Annotated in this window: 13 protein-coding genes; 4 read left to right on the forward strand and 9 right to left on the reverse strand. The window is 71.6% G+C overall.

The window, feature by feature from the left end:
• From IH50_RS0122320 to IH50_RS0122350, 7 genes are all read right to left on the reverse strand, one after another.
• Nucleotides 1-798, reverse strand: coding sequence for a VOC family protein (locus IH50_RS0122320; RefSeq protein WP_030865063.1), 798 nt, complete (start codon nt 796-798; stop codon nt 1-3).
• A 376-nt stretch (nt 799-1,174) separates the two neighbouring features.
• Complete coding sequence (locus IH50_RS0122325; protein WP_030865064.1) at nt 1,175-4,186, reverse strand: family 16 glycoside hydrolase; 3,012 nt, start codon at nt 4,184-4,186, stop codon at nt 1,175-1,177.
• Between the two features lie 189 nt (nt 4,187-4,375).
• The gene (locus tag IH50_RS0122330) at nt 4,376-5,119 is read right to left on the reverse strand and encodes a class I SAM-dependent methyltransferase (RefSeq protein WP_030865067.1); all 744 of its coding nucleotides are present in this window, start codon (nt 5,117-5,119) and stop codon (nt 4,376-4,378) included.
• A 46-nt stretch (nt 5,120-5,165) separates the two neighbouring features.
• Nucleotides 5,166-5,978, reverse strand: a complete 813-nt coding sequence (locus IH50_RS0122335; RefSeq protein WP_030865071.1) for an SAM-dependent methyltransferase — start codon at nt 5,976-5,978, stop codon at nt 5,166-5,168.
• Between the two features lie 62 nt (nt 5,979-6,040).
• Nucleotides 6,041-6,517 (reverse strand): contact-dependent growth inhibition system immunity protein, encoded by a 477-nt coding sequence (locus tag IH50_RS0122340; protein ID WP_030865074.1) that lies wholly within the window; start codon nt 6,515-6,517, stop codon nt 6,041-6,043.
• A 43-nt stretch (nt 6,518-6,560) separates the two neighbouring features.
• Complete coding sequence (locus IH50_RS0122345) at nt 6,561-9,935, reverse strand: pyruvate carboxylase (protein ID WP_030865077.1); 3,375 nt, start codon at nt 9,933-9,935, stop codon at nt 6,561-6,563.
• 191 nt (nt 9,936-10,126) lie between these two features.
• Nucleotides 10,127-10,972: an SDR family oxidoreductase gene (locus tag IH50_RS0122350; RefSeq protein ID WP_030865080.1), complete on the reverse strand. Its 846-nt coding sequence runs from the start codon at nt 10,970-10,972 to the stop codon at nt 10,127-10,129.
• A gap of 94 nt (nt 10,973-11,066) precedes the next feature.
• On the opposite strand from IH50_RS0122350, the gene IH50_RS0122355 reads away from it, so the two are divergent.
• On the forward strand, nt 11,067-11,459 hold the full coding sequence (locus IH50_RS0122355; RefSeq protein WP_030865083.1) for a winged helix-turn-helix transcriptional regulator: 393 nt from the start codon (nt 11,067-11,069) through the stop codon (nt 11,457-11,459).
• A 10-nt stretch (nt 11,460-11,469) separates the two neighbouring features.
• Here the strand turns inward: IH50_RS0122355 and IH50_RS0122360 are convergent, their stop codons facing one another.
• Nucleotides 11,470-11,796, reverse strand: a complete 327-nt coding sequence (locus tag IH50_RS0122360) for a hypothetical protein (protein ID WP_030865086.1) — start codon at nt 11,794-11,796, stop codon at nt 11,470-11,472.
• A gap of 127 nt (nt 11,797-11,923) precedes the next feature.
• On the opposite strand from IH50_RS0122360, the gene IH50_RS0122365 reads away from it, so the two are divergent.
• A complete protein-coding gene (locus IH50_RS0122365) occupies nt 11,924-12,469 on the forward strand; it encodes a DoxX family protein (protein WP_030865087.1) in 546 nt (181 codons plus the stop codon).
• 18 nt (nt 12,470-12,487) lie between these two features.
• Here the strand turns inward: IH50_RS0122365 and IH50_RS0122370 are convergent, their stop codons facing one another.
• The gene (locus tag IH50_RS0122370) at nt 12,488-12,859 is read right to left on the reverse strand and encodes a winged helix-turn-helix transcriptional regulator (RefSeq protein WP_030865090.1); all 372 of its coding nucleotides are present in this window, start codon (nt 12,857-12,859) and stop codon (nt 12,488-12,490) included.
• Nucleotides 12,860-12,989: 130 nt separating this feature from the next.
• Between IH50_RS0122370 and IH50_RS0122375 the strand changes: the two genes are divergently transcribed.
• Both IH50_RS0122375 and IH50_RS0122380 read left to right on the forward strand, forming a co-directional pair.
• A complete protein-coding gene (locus IH50_RS0122375) occupies nt 12,990-13,640 on the forward strand; it encodes an FMN-dependent NADH-azoreductase (protein WP_030865093.1) in 651 nt (216 codons plus the stop codon).
• Between the two features lie 284 nt (nt 13,641-13,924).
• Complete coding sequence (locus IH50_RS0122380) at nt 13,925-15,481, forward strand: vWA domain-containing protein (protein WP_030865094.1); 1,557 nt, start codon at nt 13,925-13,927, stop codon at nt 15,479-15,481.
• Nucleotides 15,482-15,501: the final 20 nt, after the last annotated feature.

The following is a 15,501-nucleotide window of genomic DNA, read 5'->3' on the forward strand; positions in this document are numbered from 1 at the left end:
TCAGCTCTCGGCCGGGGTGAGCACGACGAAGTCCGCGCCGAAGGGGTCGAGGCAGACGGCCAGGCGGCCGACGCCTTCCGCGTCCTCCGGGCCCATCTGCACGCTGCCTCCGAGTTCCCTCACCTTGGCGACCGCTGTGTCGCAGTCGGTGACGGCGAAGACAGGGTGCCAGTACGGCCGCCCGCCCGCCAGGGCGAGGTCCTCCTTGCGGACCTCCATGAGGCCGCCGTGCATCCGCTCCTCGGGCAGGCCGGACGGAGTGATCATGGTGTAGGTACCCTCGCCGCCCGGCATCCGCGTGTCGCTGTACTGCCAGCCGAGAACTCCGCCGTAGAACTCCTTCGCGGCGGCCGCGTCGCTCGTGTACAGCTCGGTCCAGCACAGTGAGCCCGGCTGGTCCACCAGGTCGACGCCCTTGCTCTCCCCCGGCTGCCAGACGGCGAACTGGCCGCCCAGCGGGTCGCTGTACTGTGCCATCCGCCCCCATTGTTCGAGGTCCATCGGTGGCACCCGCACGGTGCCGCCGGCGCGCTCCACCGCCTGGGTCGTGGCGTCCGCGTCGGCGACGGTGTAGTAGATCATCCAGGCCGGGCGGGCGCCCTCCTCGGTGAGCTTGCCCAGTCCGGCGACCATCTTGCCGTCCTTGCGGAACATCCCGCCTTCCATGTCCTCCCCGTCTCCCATGGGCTCGTAGTCCCAGCCGAGGACCGCGCCGTAGAAGGCCGCGGCGGCCCGGACGTCGGGGGACCCGAGGTCGAGCATGCAGGGGGAGCCGGGGGCGAAGTCAGTGGTGATCACCGCGATGTCCTTTCGCTGAATCCCTTTGACCTCAGCGTGCCACCGGGCACTGACACTCGCCCTCCGACCACTCCCTCCCCGCCGCCTCGCACTTCATGGAGGGCAGGGTGCGCGGTGTCCCGGTCCGCGCGCGGTCCCGTACGCCCCGGCTGCCCGCTTTCCGGGCCGGGACCGGCATGGTCCCGGCCCCCGGCCGGCCGGACAGGGGTTCTCGACATCTCCGCCGGAATTCTCCCCGGCCTCGTGTGCCGGGTTCCGTCAGGTCGGGAGGGACCGGCCATCGGGATCCGCGCCCGCCGTTTCTCCGCGGACGAGGCGTCCGGTGTCCTGCCGTCCGGCACGGACGGCAGGACACCGGACCGGGCCGTCGCGCGCGCTAGCTCAGCGGCTCGATACGGATGTCGCGGTAACGGACCTTGTTGCCGTGGTCCTGCAGCCGGATGGCTCCGGCCGCGGGGCCCTCGGCGATCCCGCCACCCGTCGGACTGTCGATGGTCACGTCGTCGTGGATCTTCTTGCCGTTCCACACCACGGTGACCCGCGCGTCCGACGTCTTGTTCCCTTCGGCGTCGTAGCGCGCCGCGTGGAAGACGATGTCGTACGACTGCCAGGTCTCGGGGGCCTTGGCGGCGTTCACATCGGGGGACTTCTTCAGATAGATCGCTCCCGCTTCATTGGTGTCGAGTGTGGTGTCGCCGTAGGAGTCCAGGATCTGGAGCTCGTAGCGGTCCTGGAGGTAGACGCCGCTGTTGGCGCGGTCCTGGCCCGTCACGTCCGGGGGGAGCTGGGGCAGCCAGTACTCCACGTGCAGCTTGAAGTCGTCGTAGCTGTTCTTGGTACGGATGTCCCCGCAGCAGACCTCCATGGCGCCGTCGGTGACCGGCCACTCGACCGGGCGTCCGTCGGTGTGCTGCCACCGGTCCAGGCCGTCGCCGTCGAAGAGGTCGACCGCCCTGCCGTGCCGGTCGACGCTGAGGAGGTCGAGGTTGACGTGGCCGGTGTCGCCCTCGTCGTACCGGTAGGCGACGCTGTTGTGCCCGGCCCGCAGTCTCAGGGCCTCGGTCTGTGTCGACCAGGTGTCCCAGTCACCGGTGCTGCGGAACTCGGTCTGCTTCACCTTCTTGCCGTTGACGTACAGGGAGAGGGACTTGGTGCCCCGGAACGGGTCCGGGCCGTTGGAGTAGCGCAGCCCCAGGTCGTACGTCCCGCTCCGGTCCACCTCGACGTCGAAGGTCGTCGTGGCGCCCTGGGTGCCGTACCGGTCGACGAAGCCGCTGCCGGAGTAGCCCCGGTGGTCGGTGTTGATGCCGGCCGCGCCGGTGAGGGCCGCCTCCTCGGCCTCGTACAGCGGGCCCTGTTCGGGCTGCTTGCCCGGCATGGCGTTGAGCGTGTACCAGGCTTCCGTGCTCCACAGGGTCTCGCCGGACGCCGAGCTGAACGGGCGCGGGGAGCGGAGGTGGACGACGCGGCCGGGCTTGAGTCCCTCGATGCCCAGGGTCACCTTCTTGCGGTCGCGCGACAGCTCGGCCGACGTCACCTTCAGGTTCTCCTCGGCGATCTTGGGGCCGCCGTAGTCGCGCGTCGGGGTGTAGCGCCACTGCTGGGCCTCGTAGTGGCTGACAAGGTTGTCAGCGGTCTCCTCGGAGAGCGGCTGGGTGTACCCCAGCTCGAAGCCGCCCTTCTTCACCCGCATGGCCTGGATGTCGAAGGTGTTGCCGCCGTTCGGCGTCAGCTTCTGGAGGCCGTACCTGAGCTTGCCCTCCTGGCCCCAGTTGCCGTCCGCGCCCAGACCGCCCGCGTAGATCGCGCCGTCGGGGCCCATGGTGATCCGGTTGACGCCGGCCTCGAGGCCCTGGGTGAAGCGGAAGACCGCGCCCTGGTACTGGCCCTTGACCTTCTCCAGGTAGGCGCGCTGGAGACCGCCGTAGGTGACGTCGCCGAACAGCATCTGCCCCTTGAACCTGCCCTTGGTCAGGTAGAGCGGGTTGCTGGGCGAGTTGGCTATCTCGTTCTGCGGGAGCCAGAGCACCGGCTGGGTCACCGGCTCGGAGTCGAAGGGGCCCGCGGGGTTGGTGTAGTGGTTGAAGAAGCGGTCCTGCTTGATGTGGACCAGCTTCGACGAGGGGAGCCAGCCGCCCTGGTTGTCGGTGGCGAAGATGCCGCCGCCGGGGCCCCAGCCGATGCCGTTCGGGGTGCGCAGGCCGCCGGCGAGGTAACTCACCTTGCCGGTCTTCCTGTTGACCTTGATGGTCGCGCCCCGGCCCGGTGCGGGCTGCGGGTCCGTGGTGGCGCCGCCGTAGTTGATGGCGACGGACAGGTTCAGGTAGAAGTAGCCCTTGCTGTACAGCAGTCCGAAGGCGAACTCGTGGAAGTTGCCGCCGTAGGGCCAGGTGGCGATGGTCTTGGACTCGTCCATGAAGCCGTCGCCGTCGCTGTCGCCCAGCTCCGTCAGTTCGTGCTTCTGGGAGACGAAGATGGTGCCGTCGACGACCTTGAGGCCCATCGGTTCCTTGAGGCCCTCGGCGATCTTCGTGGCCTTCACCTTGTCCGGGCCGGTGGTGCCGGTGACCTCATCCATGACGTAGACCTCACCGGCGGTGTTGTCGGTGCCGCCCCAGGTGCTCACCACCAGCCGGCCGTCGGGCAGCCAGTCCATGCCGGTGACCTGCGGCTGGAAGCCCTCGGGGCGCAGGTCGGTGAGGGTGTGGTCGGGGCGCACCGAGTTCAGCGGGAGGCCGTCGCCCGGCGAGTCCCGGAAGCCCTCGCACTCCTTGCGGCCCGGTGCGGTGACGCGGACCACGCCGGCGTCGGTGCTCAGCGCCGAGTTCGGCACCGTCGAGAATCCCTCGGCGCCCGGCGGCTGCCAGGCGAGGTTGAGCACCTGGTCGCCGCCGCGCTCGAAGTGGTCGATGCGCAACGAGTGGATGCCCTCGGTGAGCTGGACCGTGCCGTCCTTGGGTTCGGCGCCGTGCAGCCCGTCGTGGTCGATGACCAGCTGGTCGTCGATCAGCAGGCGTGAGCCGTCGTCGCTGGAGAGCCGGAAGGTGTACGAACCGTCGGCCGGCGCATGGACGTTGCCGGTGACCTGGGTGACGAAGTTGTCGTTGAATCCGCCGAAGTCACCGGTCGTGCTCCAGTCGACGGTCGGCATCAACTTGTCGACGTTGGGGGTCTGTCCGGGCTTGAGGGTGCAGATCTTCTCGAGCGGGACCTGCACGTCGAAGACGCGCAGGGTGACCCCGGGCTCCTGGGGCGGCACGTCCGCCTGCGCCGCGGAGCCCGGCCGGGCCGTCGCCAGGGGGGCTCCCCAGAGCCCGCCCGCGACGAACGCGCCGACGACCAGTCCTGTCAGGGATCTTCGGGCGCGCCGGTACAGCCGTGCGTCCATGCTTCCTCCTGCTGTGTCGACCGGAGGGCCGGATGACTCCGGTGCCGAGTGGCGAAACGCCAGCGGTTGCGGCGACACGCTAGGAGACTTCTGCTCAACTCGTCCAGACTTTGTACTCGATGAGTTCAAAGTCCTTCCGGTGGGCAGTATTCATCGACGTAATGGGTGCGTTGGGGAACCGGTGCGCGGTTACGGCGCGGTCGGGAGGCGGTAGACGGAGACGTGGGAGCGCGACTCGGCGGTGAACGCAGCGCCGTCCCAGTCTGCGTGCCTGGACTCCAGCTCGAAACCGGCCAGTTGTGCCATGAGGTCGAGTTCGGCCGGCCAGATGTAGCGGTGCGGGCTGCGGAACAGTTCCGCCCGCCGGCTGTCGTCGAAATGGAAGTGGTGCGACACGACGTGCTGGCGCAGGGTGTCGTAGGTGTCCAGGCCGATGTACCCGGACTCGGAGTGCCAGACCGTGGCCGTCTGACCCGGTGGGAGCTTGCGCAGTTCGGGGACCCAGAGTTCGATCACGAACCGCCCGCCGGGGACGAGGTGGCGGGCGGCGTTGCGGAAGCATTCGACCTGCTCGTCCTGGGTGAGCAGATTGGAGAGGGTGTTGAAGACGAGGTAGACCAGGGTGTACTCACCGGGGGCGGCGGTGGTCGCCATGTCGCCGATGATCACGGGGATCGTCGCCTCGTCGGCCTTGGTACGCAGTCGCTCCACCATCGGCGGGGACAACTCGATGCCGGTGACAGGCACTCCGCGTTCGGCGAGCGGAACGGCCACCCGGCCCGTGCCGATGGCGAACTCGAGTGCCGCCCCCTTTCCCGCGAGCCGGGCGAGGCGGTCCACCGCCGGGTCCAGAACCTCGGGCGCGAACATGCCGGTGCCGGGCGTGTCATAGCGCCGGGCGGTGTCCGCGTCCCAGATCTCCTTCTGCTCCATCACACCAACGCTCGCCGCCGGCGCGGTAGATGTCCAGCGAATTACGTCAGGGCTTGCGGGCGAGACCGCCGTGCTCGCCGATGGGTTCCGGGGCGGGGGCGCCGCTGTCCGGGCGCCAGAGCGGGACCGAGACGACGCCGGGCTCGACGAGGTCCAGGCCCTCGAAGTACGCCGCGATCTGATCGATGGTCCGCAGGTTGTAGGGGACGGCGCCGCTCTCGTTATAAGCGTCCTGGGCCTGCTCGAAGCCGGGGTCGATGCCGCGCGAGCCGTCGTTGACGGAGAGGTAGCTGCCGGAGGGCAGGGCGGCCATCAGCCGGGTGACGACGGAACGCGCCTGGTCGTAGTCGGCGATGTGGCCCAGGATGTTGCTGAGGATGAGGGCCGTGGGCCTCTTGAGGTCCAGCGTCTCGGCGGCGGCCTCCAGGATGCGGTCCGGGGCCAGGATGTCGGCGTCCACGTACGCGGTCGCCCCCTGGGAGGTGGAGTAGAGCAGGGCGCGGGCGTGGGCCAGGACCATCGGGTCGTTGTCGACGTAGACGATCCGGGACTCGGGGGCGATCCGCTGGGCGACCTGGTGGGTGTTGTCGGCCGTCGGCAGTCCGGTCCCGATGTCCAGGAACTGCCGGATGCCCGCCTCGCCGGCCAGGTAGGTGATGGTGCGGCGCAGGAAGGCACGGCTGCTGCGGGCGATGGTGACGATGCCGGGGAAGACGGCGGTGTAGGCGTCACCGGCCTCCTCGTCGACGGGGTAGTTGTCCTTCCCGCCCAGCCAGTAGTTCCAGATCCGGGCCGAGTGCGGCACCGAGGTGTCGATCTCCTGCTGCGCTGATCCGGGCGCCGCGGCAGGGTCGGTCATAGCTACCGTCCGTAGTCGTTCGGGGGCTGTTCTGGCCAACGCATAATCTACGGTCCCACAGCTCACCGGCGCAGGCTTGTCCGCGGGGTGCGGGACCGCTTCCGGCACGGATCAGCCGGTGACGCGGGTCCTTCGACGAAACGGGTGAGGTCTTCCGCCGCTCCGCGCGGCAGATCCGCGACGGCCTCCGCCGGCAGCGTCTCGATCACGTCGCGCAGCCGCACGGCCAGGTTCGGGAACACGGCCCAGGCCGGGGCCGGTGCCCTGACCACCGCGAGCAGCAGGTCCCCCTCGTAGAAGGTCGCGTCCAGCAGCGGCTCCTCCAGCAGCGGACGCACCGCGAGCGGCAGCACGTACGGCAGGGCGATCCGTTGCCCGACGAGCATGCGCAGGTCCCCCGGGCGCAGTGCGCGCAGCGGCACGCGCCGCAGCCCGTGCACCGTGCGGATCAGGTGGGTCGCGTCGGCGTCCGGATCCTCCCAGCGGGGCGGATCCAGCTCGTCGAGCGTACGGTCGAGATGATGCAGCAGACGGTCCATGACGGCATTCTCAGTGACCGGGCCGGCCGGGCCGGCTCCGGAATCAGCCGAGTTCCACGATGAGGTCGCCGCCCTCCACCTGCTGAATGCGGTTGATGGCCACCCGGGTGACGGTGCCGGGCCTCGGGGCGGTGATCGCGGCCTCCATCTTCATCGCCTCGATCGTGGCCACCGTGGCGCCGGCCGCCACCTCGTCGCCCTCGGCGACCGCGAGGGTCACCACACCGGCGAACGGGGCCGCGACGTGGCCGGGGTCGGCGCGGTCGGCCTTCTCGGTGGCCGGGACGTCGGAGGCCGCCGCCCGGTCGCGGACCTGGATCGGCCGCAACTGGCCGTTCAAGGTGGACATCACGGCGCGCATGCCCCGCTCGTCGGCGTCGCCCACCGCCTGCAGTTCGATGAGCAGCCGCACACCGGGGTCGAGGTCGACGCTGTACTCCGTGCCGGGGCGCAGCCCGTAGAAGAAGTCCTTGCTGTCCAGGACGCTGGTGTCGCCGAAGGTCTGGCGGTGCGTCTCGAACTCCCGGGTGGGGCCGGGGAAGAGAAGCCGGTTGAGGGTCGGCCGGCGGTCCTTCGCCAGGCCCGCGCGGTCGTCGGCGGTCAGCTCCCGGACGGGCTTGGGTTCGGCGCGGCCCCGCAGGGCCCTGCTGCGGAACGGCTCGGGCCAGCCGCCGGGCGGGGTGCCCAGCTCGCCGCGCAGGAAGCCGATGACGGAGTCCGGGATGTCGAACCGGTCGGGCTCCTCCTCGAAGTCCTCCGGGGCAACGCCCGCGCCCACCAGGTGCAGGGCCAGGTCGCCGACCACCTTCGACGAGGGGGTGACCTTCACCAGGCGGCCGAGCATCCGGTCGGCGGCGGCGTACATCGCCTCGATGTCCTCGAAGCGGTCGCCGAGGCCCAGCGCGATCGCCTGGGTGCGCAGGTTGGAGAGCTGCCCGCCGGGGATCTCGTGGTGGTAGACGCGGCCGGTCGGCGAGGCGAGGCCGGCCTCGAAGGGGGCGTAGACCTTGCGGACGCTCTCCCAGTAGGGCTCCAGGTCGCCGACGGCCGTCAGGTCCAGTCCGGTGGGGTGCTCGGAGTGGTCGGTCGCGGCGACGATCGCCGACAGGGAGGGCTGGGAGGTGGTGCCCGCCATGGAGGCCACGGCTCCGTCGACCGCGTCCGCGCCGGCCTGGATCGCGGCGAGGTAGGTGGCGAGCTGGCCGCCGGCGGTGTCGTGGGTGTGCAGGTGGACCGGCAGATCGAACTCCCGGCGCAGGGCCGACACGAGGGTCGCCGCGGCGGGGGCGCGCAGCAGTCCGGCCATGTCCTTGACGGCCAGGATGTGCGCGCCCGCCTCGACGATCCGCTCGGCCAGGCGCAGGTAGTAGTCGAGGGTGTAGAGCCGCTCGGACGGGTCGGACAGGTCGGCGGTGTAGCACAGGGCCACCTCGGCGACGGCCGTGCCGGTCTCCCGTACGGCGTCGATGGCGGGCCGCATCCGCGAGACGTCGTTGAGCGCGTCGAAGACGCGGAAGATGTCGATGCCGGTCGCCGCCGCCTCCTGCACGAAGGCGTCGGTCACCTCGGTCGGGTACGGGGTGTAGCCGACGGTGTTGCGGCCGCGCAGCAGCATCTGGAGGCAGATGTTGGGCACGGCCTCCCGCAGCGCGGCCAGGCGCTCCCAGGGGTCCTCGGCGAGGAAGCGCAGGGCGACGTCGTACGTGGCGCCGCCCCAGCACTCCAGGGAGAGCAGCTGGGGCAGGGTGCGCGCCACCACGGGGGCGACGGCGAGCAGGTCCTTGGTGCGGACGCGGGTGGCGAGCAGCGACTGGTGGGCGTCGCGGAAGGTGGTGTCGGTGACGCCGGTGGCCGGCGCGTCGCGCAGCCGGCGGGCGAAGCCGTCGGGGCCGAGTTCGGCGAGCCGCTGCCTCGAGCCGGCCGGCGGTTCACCGGCGGGCAGCGGCGGCAGCTTGGTGAGCGGGTCGATGAGCCGGGGCCGTTCGCCGTGCGGCTTGTTCACCGTGACGTCGGCGAGGTAGGTGAGCAGCTTGGTGCCGCGGTCGGCGGAGTGGCGGGCGGTGAGCAGTTCCGGGCGCCGCTCGATGAAGGACGTGGTGACGTGTCCGGCCTGGAAGTCCGGATCGTCCAGGACCGCCTGGAGGAAGGGGATGTTGGTGGCGACGCCGCGGATGCGGAACTCGGCCACCGCGCGCCGGGCCCGGCCCACCGCGGCGCCGAAGTCCCGGCCCCGGCAGGTGAGTTTCACCAGCATCGAGTCGAAGTGGGCGCTGATCTCCGTACCGGCGTGGGTGGTTCCGCCGTCGAGGCGGATGCCGGAGCCGCCGGGTGAGCGGTAGGCGCTGATGCGGCCGGTGTCGGGGCGGAAGCCGTTGGCGGGGTCCTCGGTGGTGATGCGGCACTGCAGCGCGGCGCCGCGCAGGGTGACGGTCTCCTGGGACAGGCCGAGGTCGGCGAGCGTCTCGCCGGCGGCGATGCGCAGCTGCGCCTGCACCAGGTCGACGTCGGTGACCTCCTCGGTCACCGTGTGCTCGACCTGGATGCGCGGGTTCATCTCGATGAAGACGTGGTTGCCGTCCCGGTCGAGGAGGAACTCCACCGTGCCGGCGTTGCGGTAGCCGATCCGCCGGGCGAAGTTCACCGCGTCGGCGCAGATGCGGTCGCGCAGTTCCGGGTCGAGGTTCGGCGCGGGCGCGAGTTCGATCACTTTCTGGTGGCGGCGCTGCACCGAGCAGTCCCGCTCGAACAGGTGGATGACGTCGCCCTGTCCGTCGGCGAGGATCTGCACCTCGATGTGGCGGGGTTCGACGACGGCCTTCTCCAGGAACACCGTGGGATCGCCGAACGCGGACGCCGCCTCCCGGGAGGCCGCCTCGACGGCCTCCCTGAGCCGGTCGGGGTCCTCGACGCGGCGCATGCCACGCCCGCCGCCGCCGGCGACCGCCTTGACGAACACGGGAAAGCCGATGCCGTCGGCGGCGCGGACGAGTTCGTCGACGTCGGTGGAGGGCGCCGAGGAGCCGAGCACCGGTACACCGGCCTCGCGGGCGGCGGCCACGGCGCGCGCCTTGTTGCCGGTCAGTTCCAGGATGCCGGCGCCGGGTCCGACGAAGGTGATGCCGGCCTCTTCGCAGGCCCTGGCCAGTTCGGGGTTCTCGGACAGGAATCCGTAGCCCGGGTAGACGGCGTCGGCGTCCGCGCGACGCGCGGCGCGGACGATCTCCTCGACGGAGAGGTAGGCCCGCACCGGATGTCCCGGCTCGCCGATCTCATACGCCTCGTCGGCCTTCAGGCGGTGCAGCGAGTTGCGGTCCTCGTGCGGGAAGACGGCAACGGTCCGGGCACCCAGTTCGTAGCCCGCGCGGAACGCCCGGATCGCGATCTCGCCGCGGTTGGCGACCAGCACCTTGCGGAACATGCTCGATCCCTTCAGCCTGCCGGTGACAAGAACCATCGTGTCGGTGGCGGGTCCGGTACGCCATGTGAGCCGGGCCACTCACCTCCGGCCCGCCGGCGGTGTGAGGGGCCGTGGAGGGAACGTCCCCCCTCCACGGCCCTCTGTCACCTTCCGTGATCCCTCACCGCGCCGGCGTCCGGTGCCCGCCGGCCCTACCGGAACAGCGCGGCGTGACGTCGCGCCCAGTCGGCGAAGGTACGCGGCGGACGGCCGGTGACGTCCTCGACGCCGAGGCCGACCCGGAGTTCCCCGGGGGTGGGGGCGCCCAGGATGTCGAGCGTGGTGTCGACCACCTCCTCGGGCATGAACTGCCGCATCTGCGCGCGGGCTTCGTCCCGGGTCTGCCCCACGAAGCGCACCGGTTCGCCGACCGCCTCACCGATCGCCTCGGCCCGCTGCCGGGGCGTGGTGAGGGCGGGTCCGGTCAACTCGTAGGCGTGGCCGTGGTGTTCCGCCCCGCGCAGGGTCACCGCGGCCACGTCGGCGATGTCGGCCGGGTCGATCGTGGGCAGGCCCACGTCACCGAACGGCGCGGCGACGGTCCGCCGGGTGCGCACCGCTTCGGCCCAGGCGAGGGCGTTGGAGTGGAAGCCGCCGGGGCGCAGGACCGTCCAGTCCAGGCCCGACTGCCGTACGGCGTCCTCGATGGCCCGCGCCACCCGGCCGTGCGAGGCCGACTCCGGCCGGGTGACGACTCCCTGCGAGGAGAGCAGGACGACGCGTCCGATGCCGGCGGTCTTGGCGGCGTCGAGGATGCCGTGCGGGTCCAGCAGGTGCGCGCCGGCTCCCCCGCTCTGCAGGAACAGCGCGTCGGCGCCGGCGAAGACCTCGCGCAGGCTGTCGGCGTCGGTGAGGTCCGCGCGCAGGTGTCGCACGCCCTCCGGTACGTCGGCGGCCGTGACCGCCCTGGAGGTGGCGGTCACCCGCTCGCCGTCCGCCGCGAGGGCGCGGACGAGTTCCCGGCCGACGTTTCCGGTTGCCCCGGTCACCACGAACATGAACAACTCCCCTGTTGTCTCGGTGTGGTGAGGACGCTAACAGCGTCGGTATAGTAGGTACCTAGAAGATAGTGACTACCCTGGAGGAGTGCGTATGGCGGGGAGCGCGATGCGGACGGCGGCCGCCGGGACCGACCCGGAACTCGCCTGCCCCGTCAGCCCGGTCGTGGACATCGTGTTCAGCCGGTGGACCACCCCGGTCCTGTGGACGCTGCACACGTACGGCCGGCAGCGCTTCGTCGAGCTGCAACGGCGGATCGGCGGGGTCACCCCGAAGGTGCTGACGCAGCGGCTGCGGCAGCTGGAGCGCGACGGCCTGGTCGTGCGTACGTACCACCCGGAGGTTCCGCCCCGGGTCGAGTACGAGATCAGCGAGCTGGGCCTCAGCCTCGCACCGCTCTTCGCGCACCTCTCCGAGTGGGCCGCGGCCCACCTGGGCGAGGTCGAGCAGGCCCGGCGGGCCTACGACGAGGACCCCGCTCGGTAGCCCCGGACGGTCAGGCCTGGCCGGTCTCGAAGCGGGAGATGCGGCCGTCGTCGTCGACGGTGAAGGACCACCGGGTGCGCATCTCGCCCCAGGTGTCGTTGCGGTAGCGGGCGAGGAGGCGGCGGCCGCCGCCGGACTCGTTGTCGACCTCCAGGTGCCCGTGGGAGGAGAAGATCTCCCGGTCGATCCACTCGGTGAGATCGCGCTCGGAGCCGTCGTCCGCCATGGTCGCGCCGGGTGCCAGCAGGGACAGGAAACCGTCCCGGTCGTGGTTGTTGACAGCCGTGACGAAGGCGCGGACGACGGGGTCACTGAGACGGGTGCTCTGAATCGTCATGTCCGCCAGCGTCGTACCGGCCGCCGGAGCCCGCCACCCGCGTCACCCGAACGGCGACCGGTGGCGCGCCGGACCGGCGGTGGGGGTGCGACGGTGGTCGGGCCGAGCCACTGCCCCGGGAGACGACGTGACCTGTTACGACCGACGTGATCTGGGCCTGCTGCTGCTCCGGCTGGGAACGGGCGGGGTGCTCGCGGCGCACGGCGCGCAGAAGCTGTTCGGCTGGTTCGGCGGGGGCGGCCTCGAGGGCACCGGACAGTTCATGGAGTCCATCGGCTACGTGCCCGGCAAGGCGAGCGCCATGGCGGCGGGCCTCGCCGAGGCCGGCGGGGGCGTGCTGCTCGCGCTCGGTCTGGCCACCCCGGCGGCGGGCGCCGCGGCGGCCGGCGCGATGGCGGGCGCGTCCGCCGTGCACGCGCCCAACGGCTTCTTCAACCAGGAGGGCGGCTTCGAGTACGCCGCATCCCTGGGCCTGACGGCCGCCGGACTCGCCGTCACGGGTCCCGGCCGGCTCTCCCTGGACCACGCCCTCGGCCACGCGGCCAACCGGAACTGGATGATCCCGGCGGCCTTCGCGGTGACCGCGGCGGTCACGACGACGGCGGTGGGAGCGCGCGTCCGGCGGCTGCGGAAGGCCAAGGAGGGCGAGCAGGAGACGCTGTTCGAGGAGTAGGCCGCGGGGCCGGCGGCCTCAGCAGCCCGTCGCCTCCGTACAGGGCCCACCCTCGGGCAGATGCGTCTCGGCCCACTTGCCGAGCTCCTTGAGCGCGGGTCCCAGCGCCGCGCCCGACTCCGTCAGACGGTAGGCGACCCGCAGCGGCGGTCCCTCGTCGACCTCGCGGACCAGAAGTCCCGCGGCACCCAGTTCGGTCAGCCGGTCGGAGAGCATGCGCTCGCTGATGCCGGGAATCGCCCGGCGCAGATCGGCGAAGTACGCCGGCTGTTCCACCAGCACGGCCACGATCGGTCCGGTCCAGCGCTTCCCGAGCAGCTGGAAGACGCGGGTGATGCCGCCGTCCACCTTCTTGCACGCCTCTGCCCCATGCACCTGCTCGCCCGCCATGCGTCCAGGGTACTACGCCCCCACAAGGGGATGAAAAAAAGTAAGTACCTGTGTTATTCATAGTCGAGTACGAAACTTCAGCGGCGGCGTCGTGATGCCTCCGCCTCTATACCCATGGGAGAAACCCCTGATGGCCACCCTTCTGCACATCGACTCCTCCGTCCTCCCGGCGTCCGCCTCCGCATCCCGCGCCGTGGCGGAGACCTTCCGCAAGACCTGGGAGGAGCAGCACCCCGAGGGCACGGTGATCTACCGCGATCTCGCCGCGAACCCCGTTCCGCACCTCACCGCCGACGCCCACACGGCGGGCTTCGCGGACCCCGCCGCGCACACTCCCGGGCAGGCCGCCGCCTTCGCCGGGCGCCTGGAGCTGATCGAGGAGTTCGAGCGGGCGGACGCGCTGCTGATCGGCGCCCCGATGTACAACTTCACCATCCCCTCCACGCTCAAGGCGTGGCTGGACAACGTGATCCTGATGGGCCGCACCGCGGGCGAGAACCCCTCCGCCAAGGGCACCCCGGTCACCGTGATCGCCAGCCGCGGCGGCTCCTACGCGCCGGGCACCCCGCGCGAGGGCTACGAGTACGTCCAGAACTACCTGCGGGCGGTGCTGACCGACTTCCTCGGCCTCGACCTCGACTTCATCGTCCCGGAGCTGACCATGGCCGCACAGAACCCGGCGATGGCCGAGCTGATCCCGCTCTTCGAGAGCTCCCGCGAGCGCGCCCACCACGACGCCGCCGTCAGGGCCAAGTCCCTCGCCGAGCGGCTGGCGGCGTAACCCGGCGGCGCCCTCCAGGGAGTGCGGTACGGCCGCGGTCCGCGCGGCCGGCCGGCGCAGGACCCGGCATAACGTCCGTGGTCGCGCCGTTCGCCCAGGTCCGGCGCGGTTCCGGCGGCGAGGGCGGGAGACCTCGGGTCAACGGAAGATCACCTACCGGTCTCGGCGGGCCCGCTCCGTGCCCTCTTCGAGACCCATCCGCAACGCTCCGTACCGCACGTTCCGGTCCGCCGCGCCGTCACAGTCACCGAAGTCGATGTCAGCCGACCGAGGGGACACGGACGATGAAGTGGCACGGGACACGGCGGCCGGCCGGAGCGCTGCTCGCGCTCGCGGCGGCGGGCTGCCTGCTGGTGGGCGGCTGCGGCGCGGGGAGCGGCGACGGCTCCAGAGCGAGCGACGCCTCTTACGACCGCGGGGGCGACGGCCCGGCGCCGCTGCCCGCCCCCGACCGGGGCCCGCGAGGGCGGTACGACGGTGAACGGGACGAGGGCGAGCGGGACTCCCGCGATGTCGCCCCCGCTCCCGACCATCTGTCGACCTTCGCGCTGGACGTCGACACCGCCTCGTACGGCTATGCCCGCCGCGCCCTCGCCGAGGGCCGGCTGCCCGATCCGTCGGCCGTCCGTCCCGAGGAGTTCGTCAACAGCTTCCGGCAGGACTACGAGCGTCCCGGCGGCGACGGCTTCACGGTCACCGTGGACGGCGCCCGCACCGAGGAGGAGGACTGGTCGCTGGTCCGGGTCGGCCTGGCCACCCGGGCCGCCGATCCGGACGGTGAACGCCCGCCCGTCGCCCTGACGTTCGTCATCGACGTCTCGGGGTCGATGGCGGAACCGGGCCGCCTCGACCTCGCGCGGGAGGCCCTCGCGACCATGACGGACCGGCTGCGCGACGACGACTCGGTGGCCGTCGTCACCTTCAGCGACGAGGCCGAGACCGTCCTGCCGATGACCCGGCTCGGCGGCAACCGGGGTGAGGTGCACGACGCCGTCGACAGCCTGGAGCCGACCGACTCCACCAACCTCGGCGCGGGCGTGGAGACCGGGTACGAGACCGCCGTCGAGGGGCTGCGCGAGGGCGCGACCAACCGGGTCGTGCTCGTCTCCGACGCGCTCGCGAACACCGGTGACGCGGACGCCGACGCGATCCTCGAACGCATCGCGGAGTCCCGCCGCGAGCACGGCATCACCCTGTTCGGCGTCGGTGTCGGCAGCGACTACGGCGACGCGCTCATGGAGAGGCTCGCCGACGAGGGCGACGGCCACACGGTGTACGTGTCCGGTGAGGAGGACGCCCGCGAGGTGTTCTGCGAGCAGCTCCCCCGCAACATCGGGCTGACGGCCCGTGACGCCAAGGCGCAGGTCGCCTTCGACCCGGAGACGGTCGCCGAGTTCCGGCTCGTCGGCTACGACAACCGGCGGGTCGCCGACGAGGACTTCCGCGACGACCGCGTGGACGGCGGCGAGGTCGGACCCGGCCACACCGTGACCGCCCTGTACGCCGTACGCACCCGGCCCGGGGCCGACGGGCACCTCGCCACGGCCACCGTGCGCTGGCTCGACCCCGGCAGCCGCACCCCGCACGAGGAGACGGGCGACCTGGAGGCCGACGGTCTCGCCGACTCCGTATGGAGCGCGCGGCGCGGTCTGACGGTCACCGCGACTGCGGCCTACTTCGCCGACGCCCTGCGCTCGTACGACCACCGCTACAGCGCACTGCCGGGCGCCCCCGGCCTCGGCGAACTCTCCGAGCGGGCCGGTGACCTGGCGGACCGGACGGAGGACGAGGACGTCCGCGGGCTGGCGGAGGCGATCCGCACGGCGAACCGGCTGGACTGACCCCCGCCCATTGACTGATT

Source organism: Streptomyces sp. NRRL S-37 (genome assembly GCF_000721605.1).
GTDB lineage: Bacteria > Actinomycetota > Actinomycetes > Streptomycetales > Streptomycetaceae > Streptomyces.

Coding starts and splice junctions, on each gene's coding strand:
- IH50_RS0122325 (WP_030865064.1), bottom strand. CDS start 4,186: ATGGACGCACGGCTGTACCGGCGCGCCCGAAGATCCCTGACAGGACTG.
- IH50_RS0122330 (WP_030865067.1), bottom strand. CDS start 5,119: ATGGAGCAGAAGGAGATCTGGGACGCGGACACCGCCCGGCGCTATGAC.
- IH50_RS0122335 (WP_030865071.1), bottom strand. CDS start 5,978: ATGACCGACCCTGCCGCGGCGCCCGGATCAGCGCAGCAGGAGATCGAC.
- IH50_RS0122340 (WP_030865074.1), bottom strand. CDS start 6,517: ATGGACCGTCTGCTGCATCATCTCGACCGTACGCTCGACGAGCTGGAT.
- IH50_RS0122345 (WP_030865077.1), bottom strand. CDS start 9,935: ATGTTCCGCAAGGTGCTGGTCGCCAACCGCGGCGAGATCGCGATCCGG.
- IH50_RS0122350 (WP_030865080.1), bottom strand. CDS start 10,972: ATGTTCGTGGTGACCGGGGCAACCGGAAACGTCGGCCGGGAACTCGTC.
- IH50_RS0122355 (WP_030865083.1), top strand. CDS start 11,067: ATGGCGGGGAGCGCGATGCGGACGGCGGCCGCCGGGACCGACCCGGAA.
- IH50_RS0122360 (WP_030865086.1), bottom strand. CDS start 11,796: ATGACGATTCAGAGCACCCGTCTCAGTGACCCCGTCGTCCGCGCCTTC.
- IH50_RS0122370 (WP_030865090.1), bottom strand. CDS start 12,859: ATGGCGGGCGAGCAGGTGCATGGGGCAGAGGCGTGCAAGAAGGTGGAC.
- IH50_RS0122375 (WP_030865093.1), top strand. CDS start 12,990: ATGGCCACCCTTCTGCACATCGACTCCTCCGTCCTCCCGGCGTCCGCC.
- IH50_RS0122380 (WP_030865094.1), top strand. CDS start 13,925: ATGAAGTGGCACGGGACACGGCGGCCGGCCGGAGCGCTGCTCGCGCTC.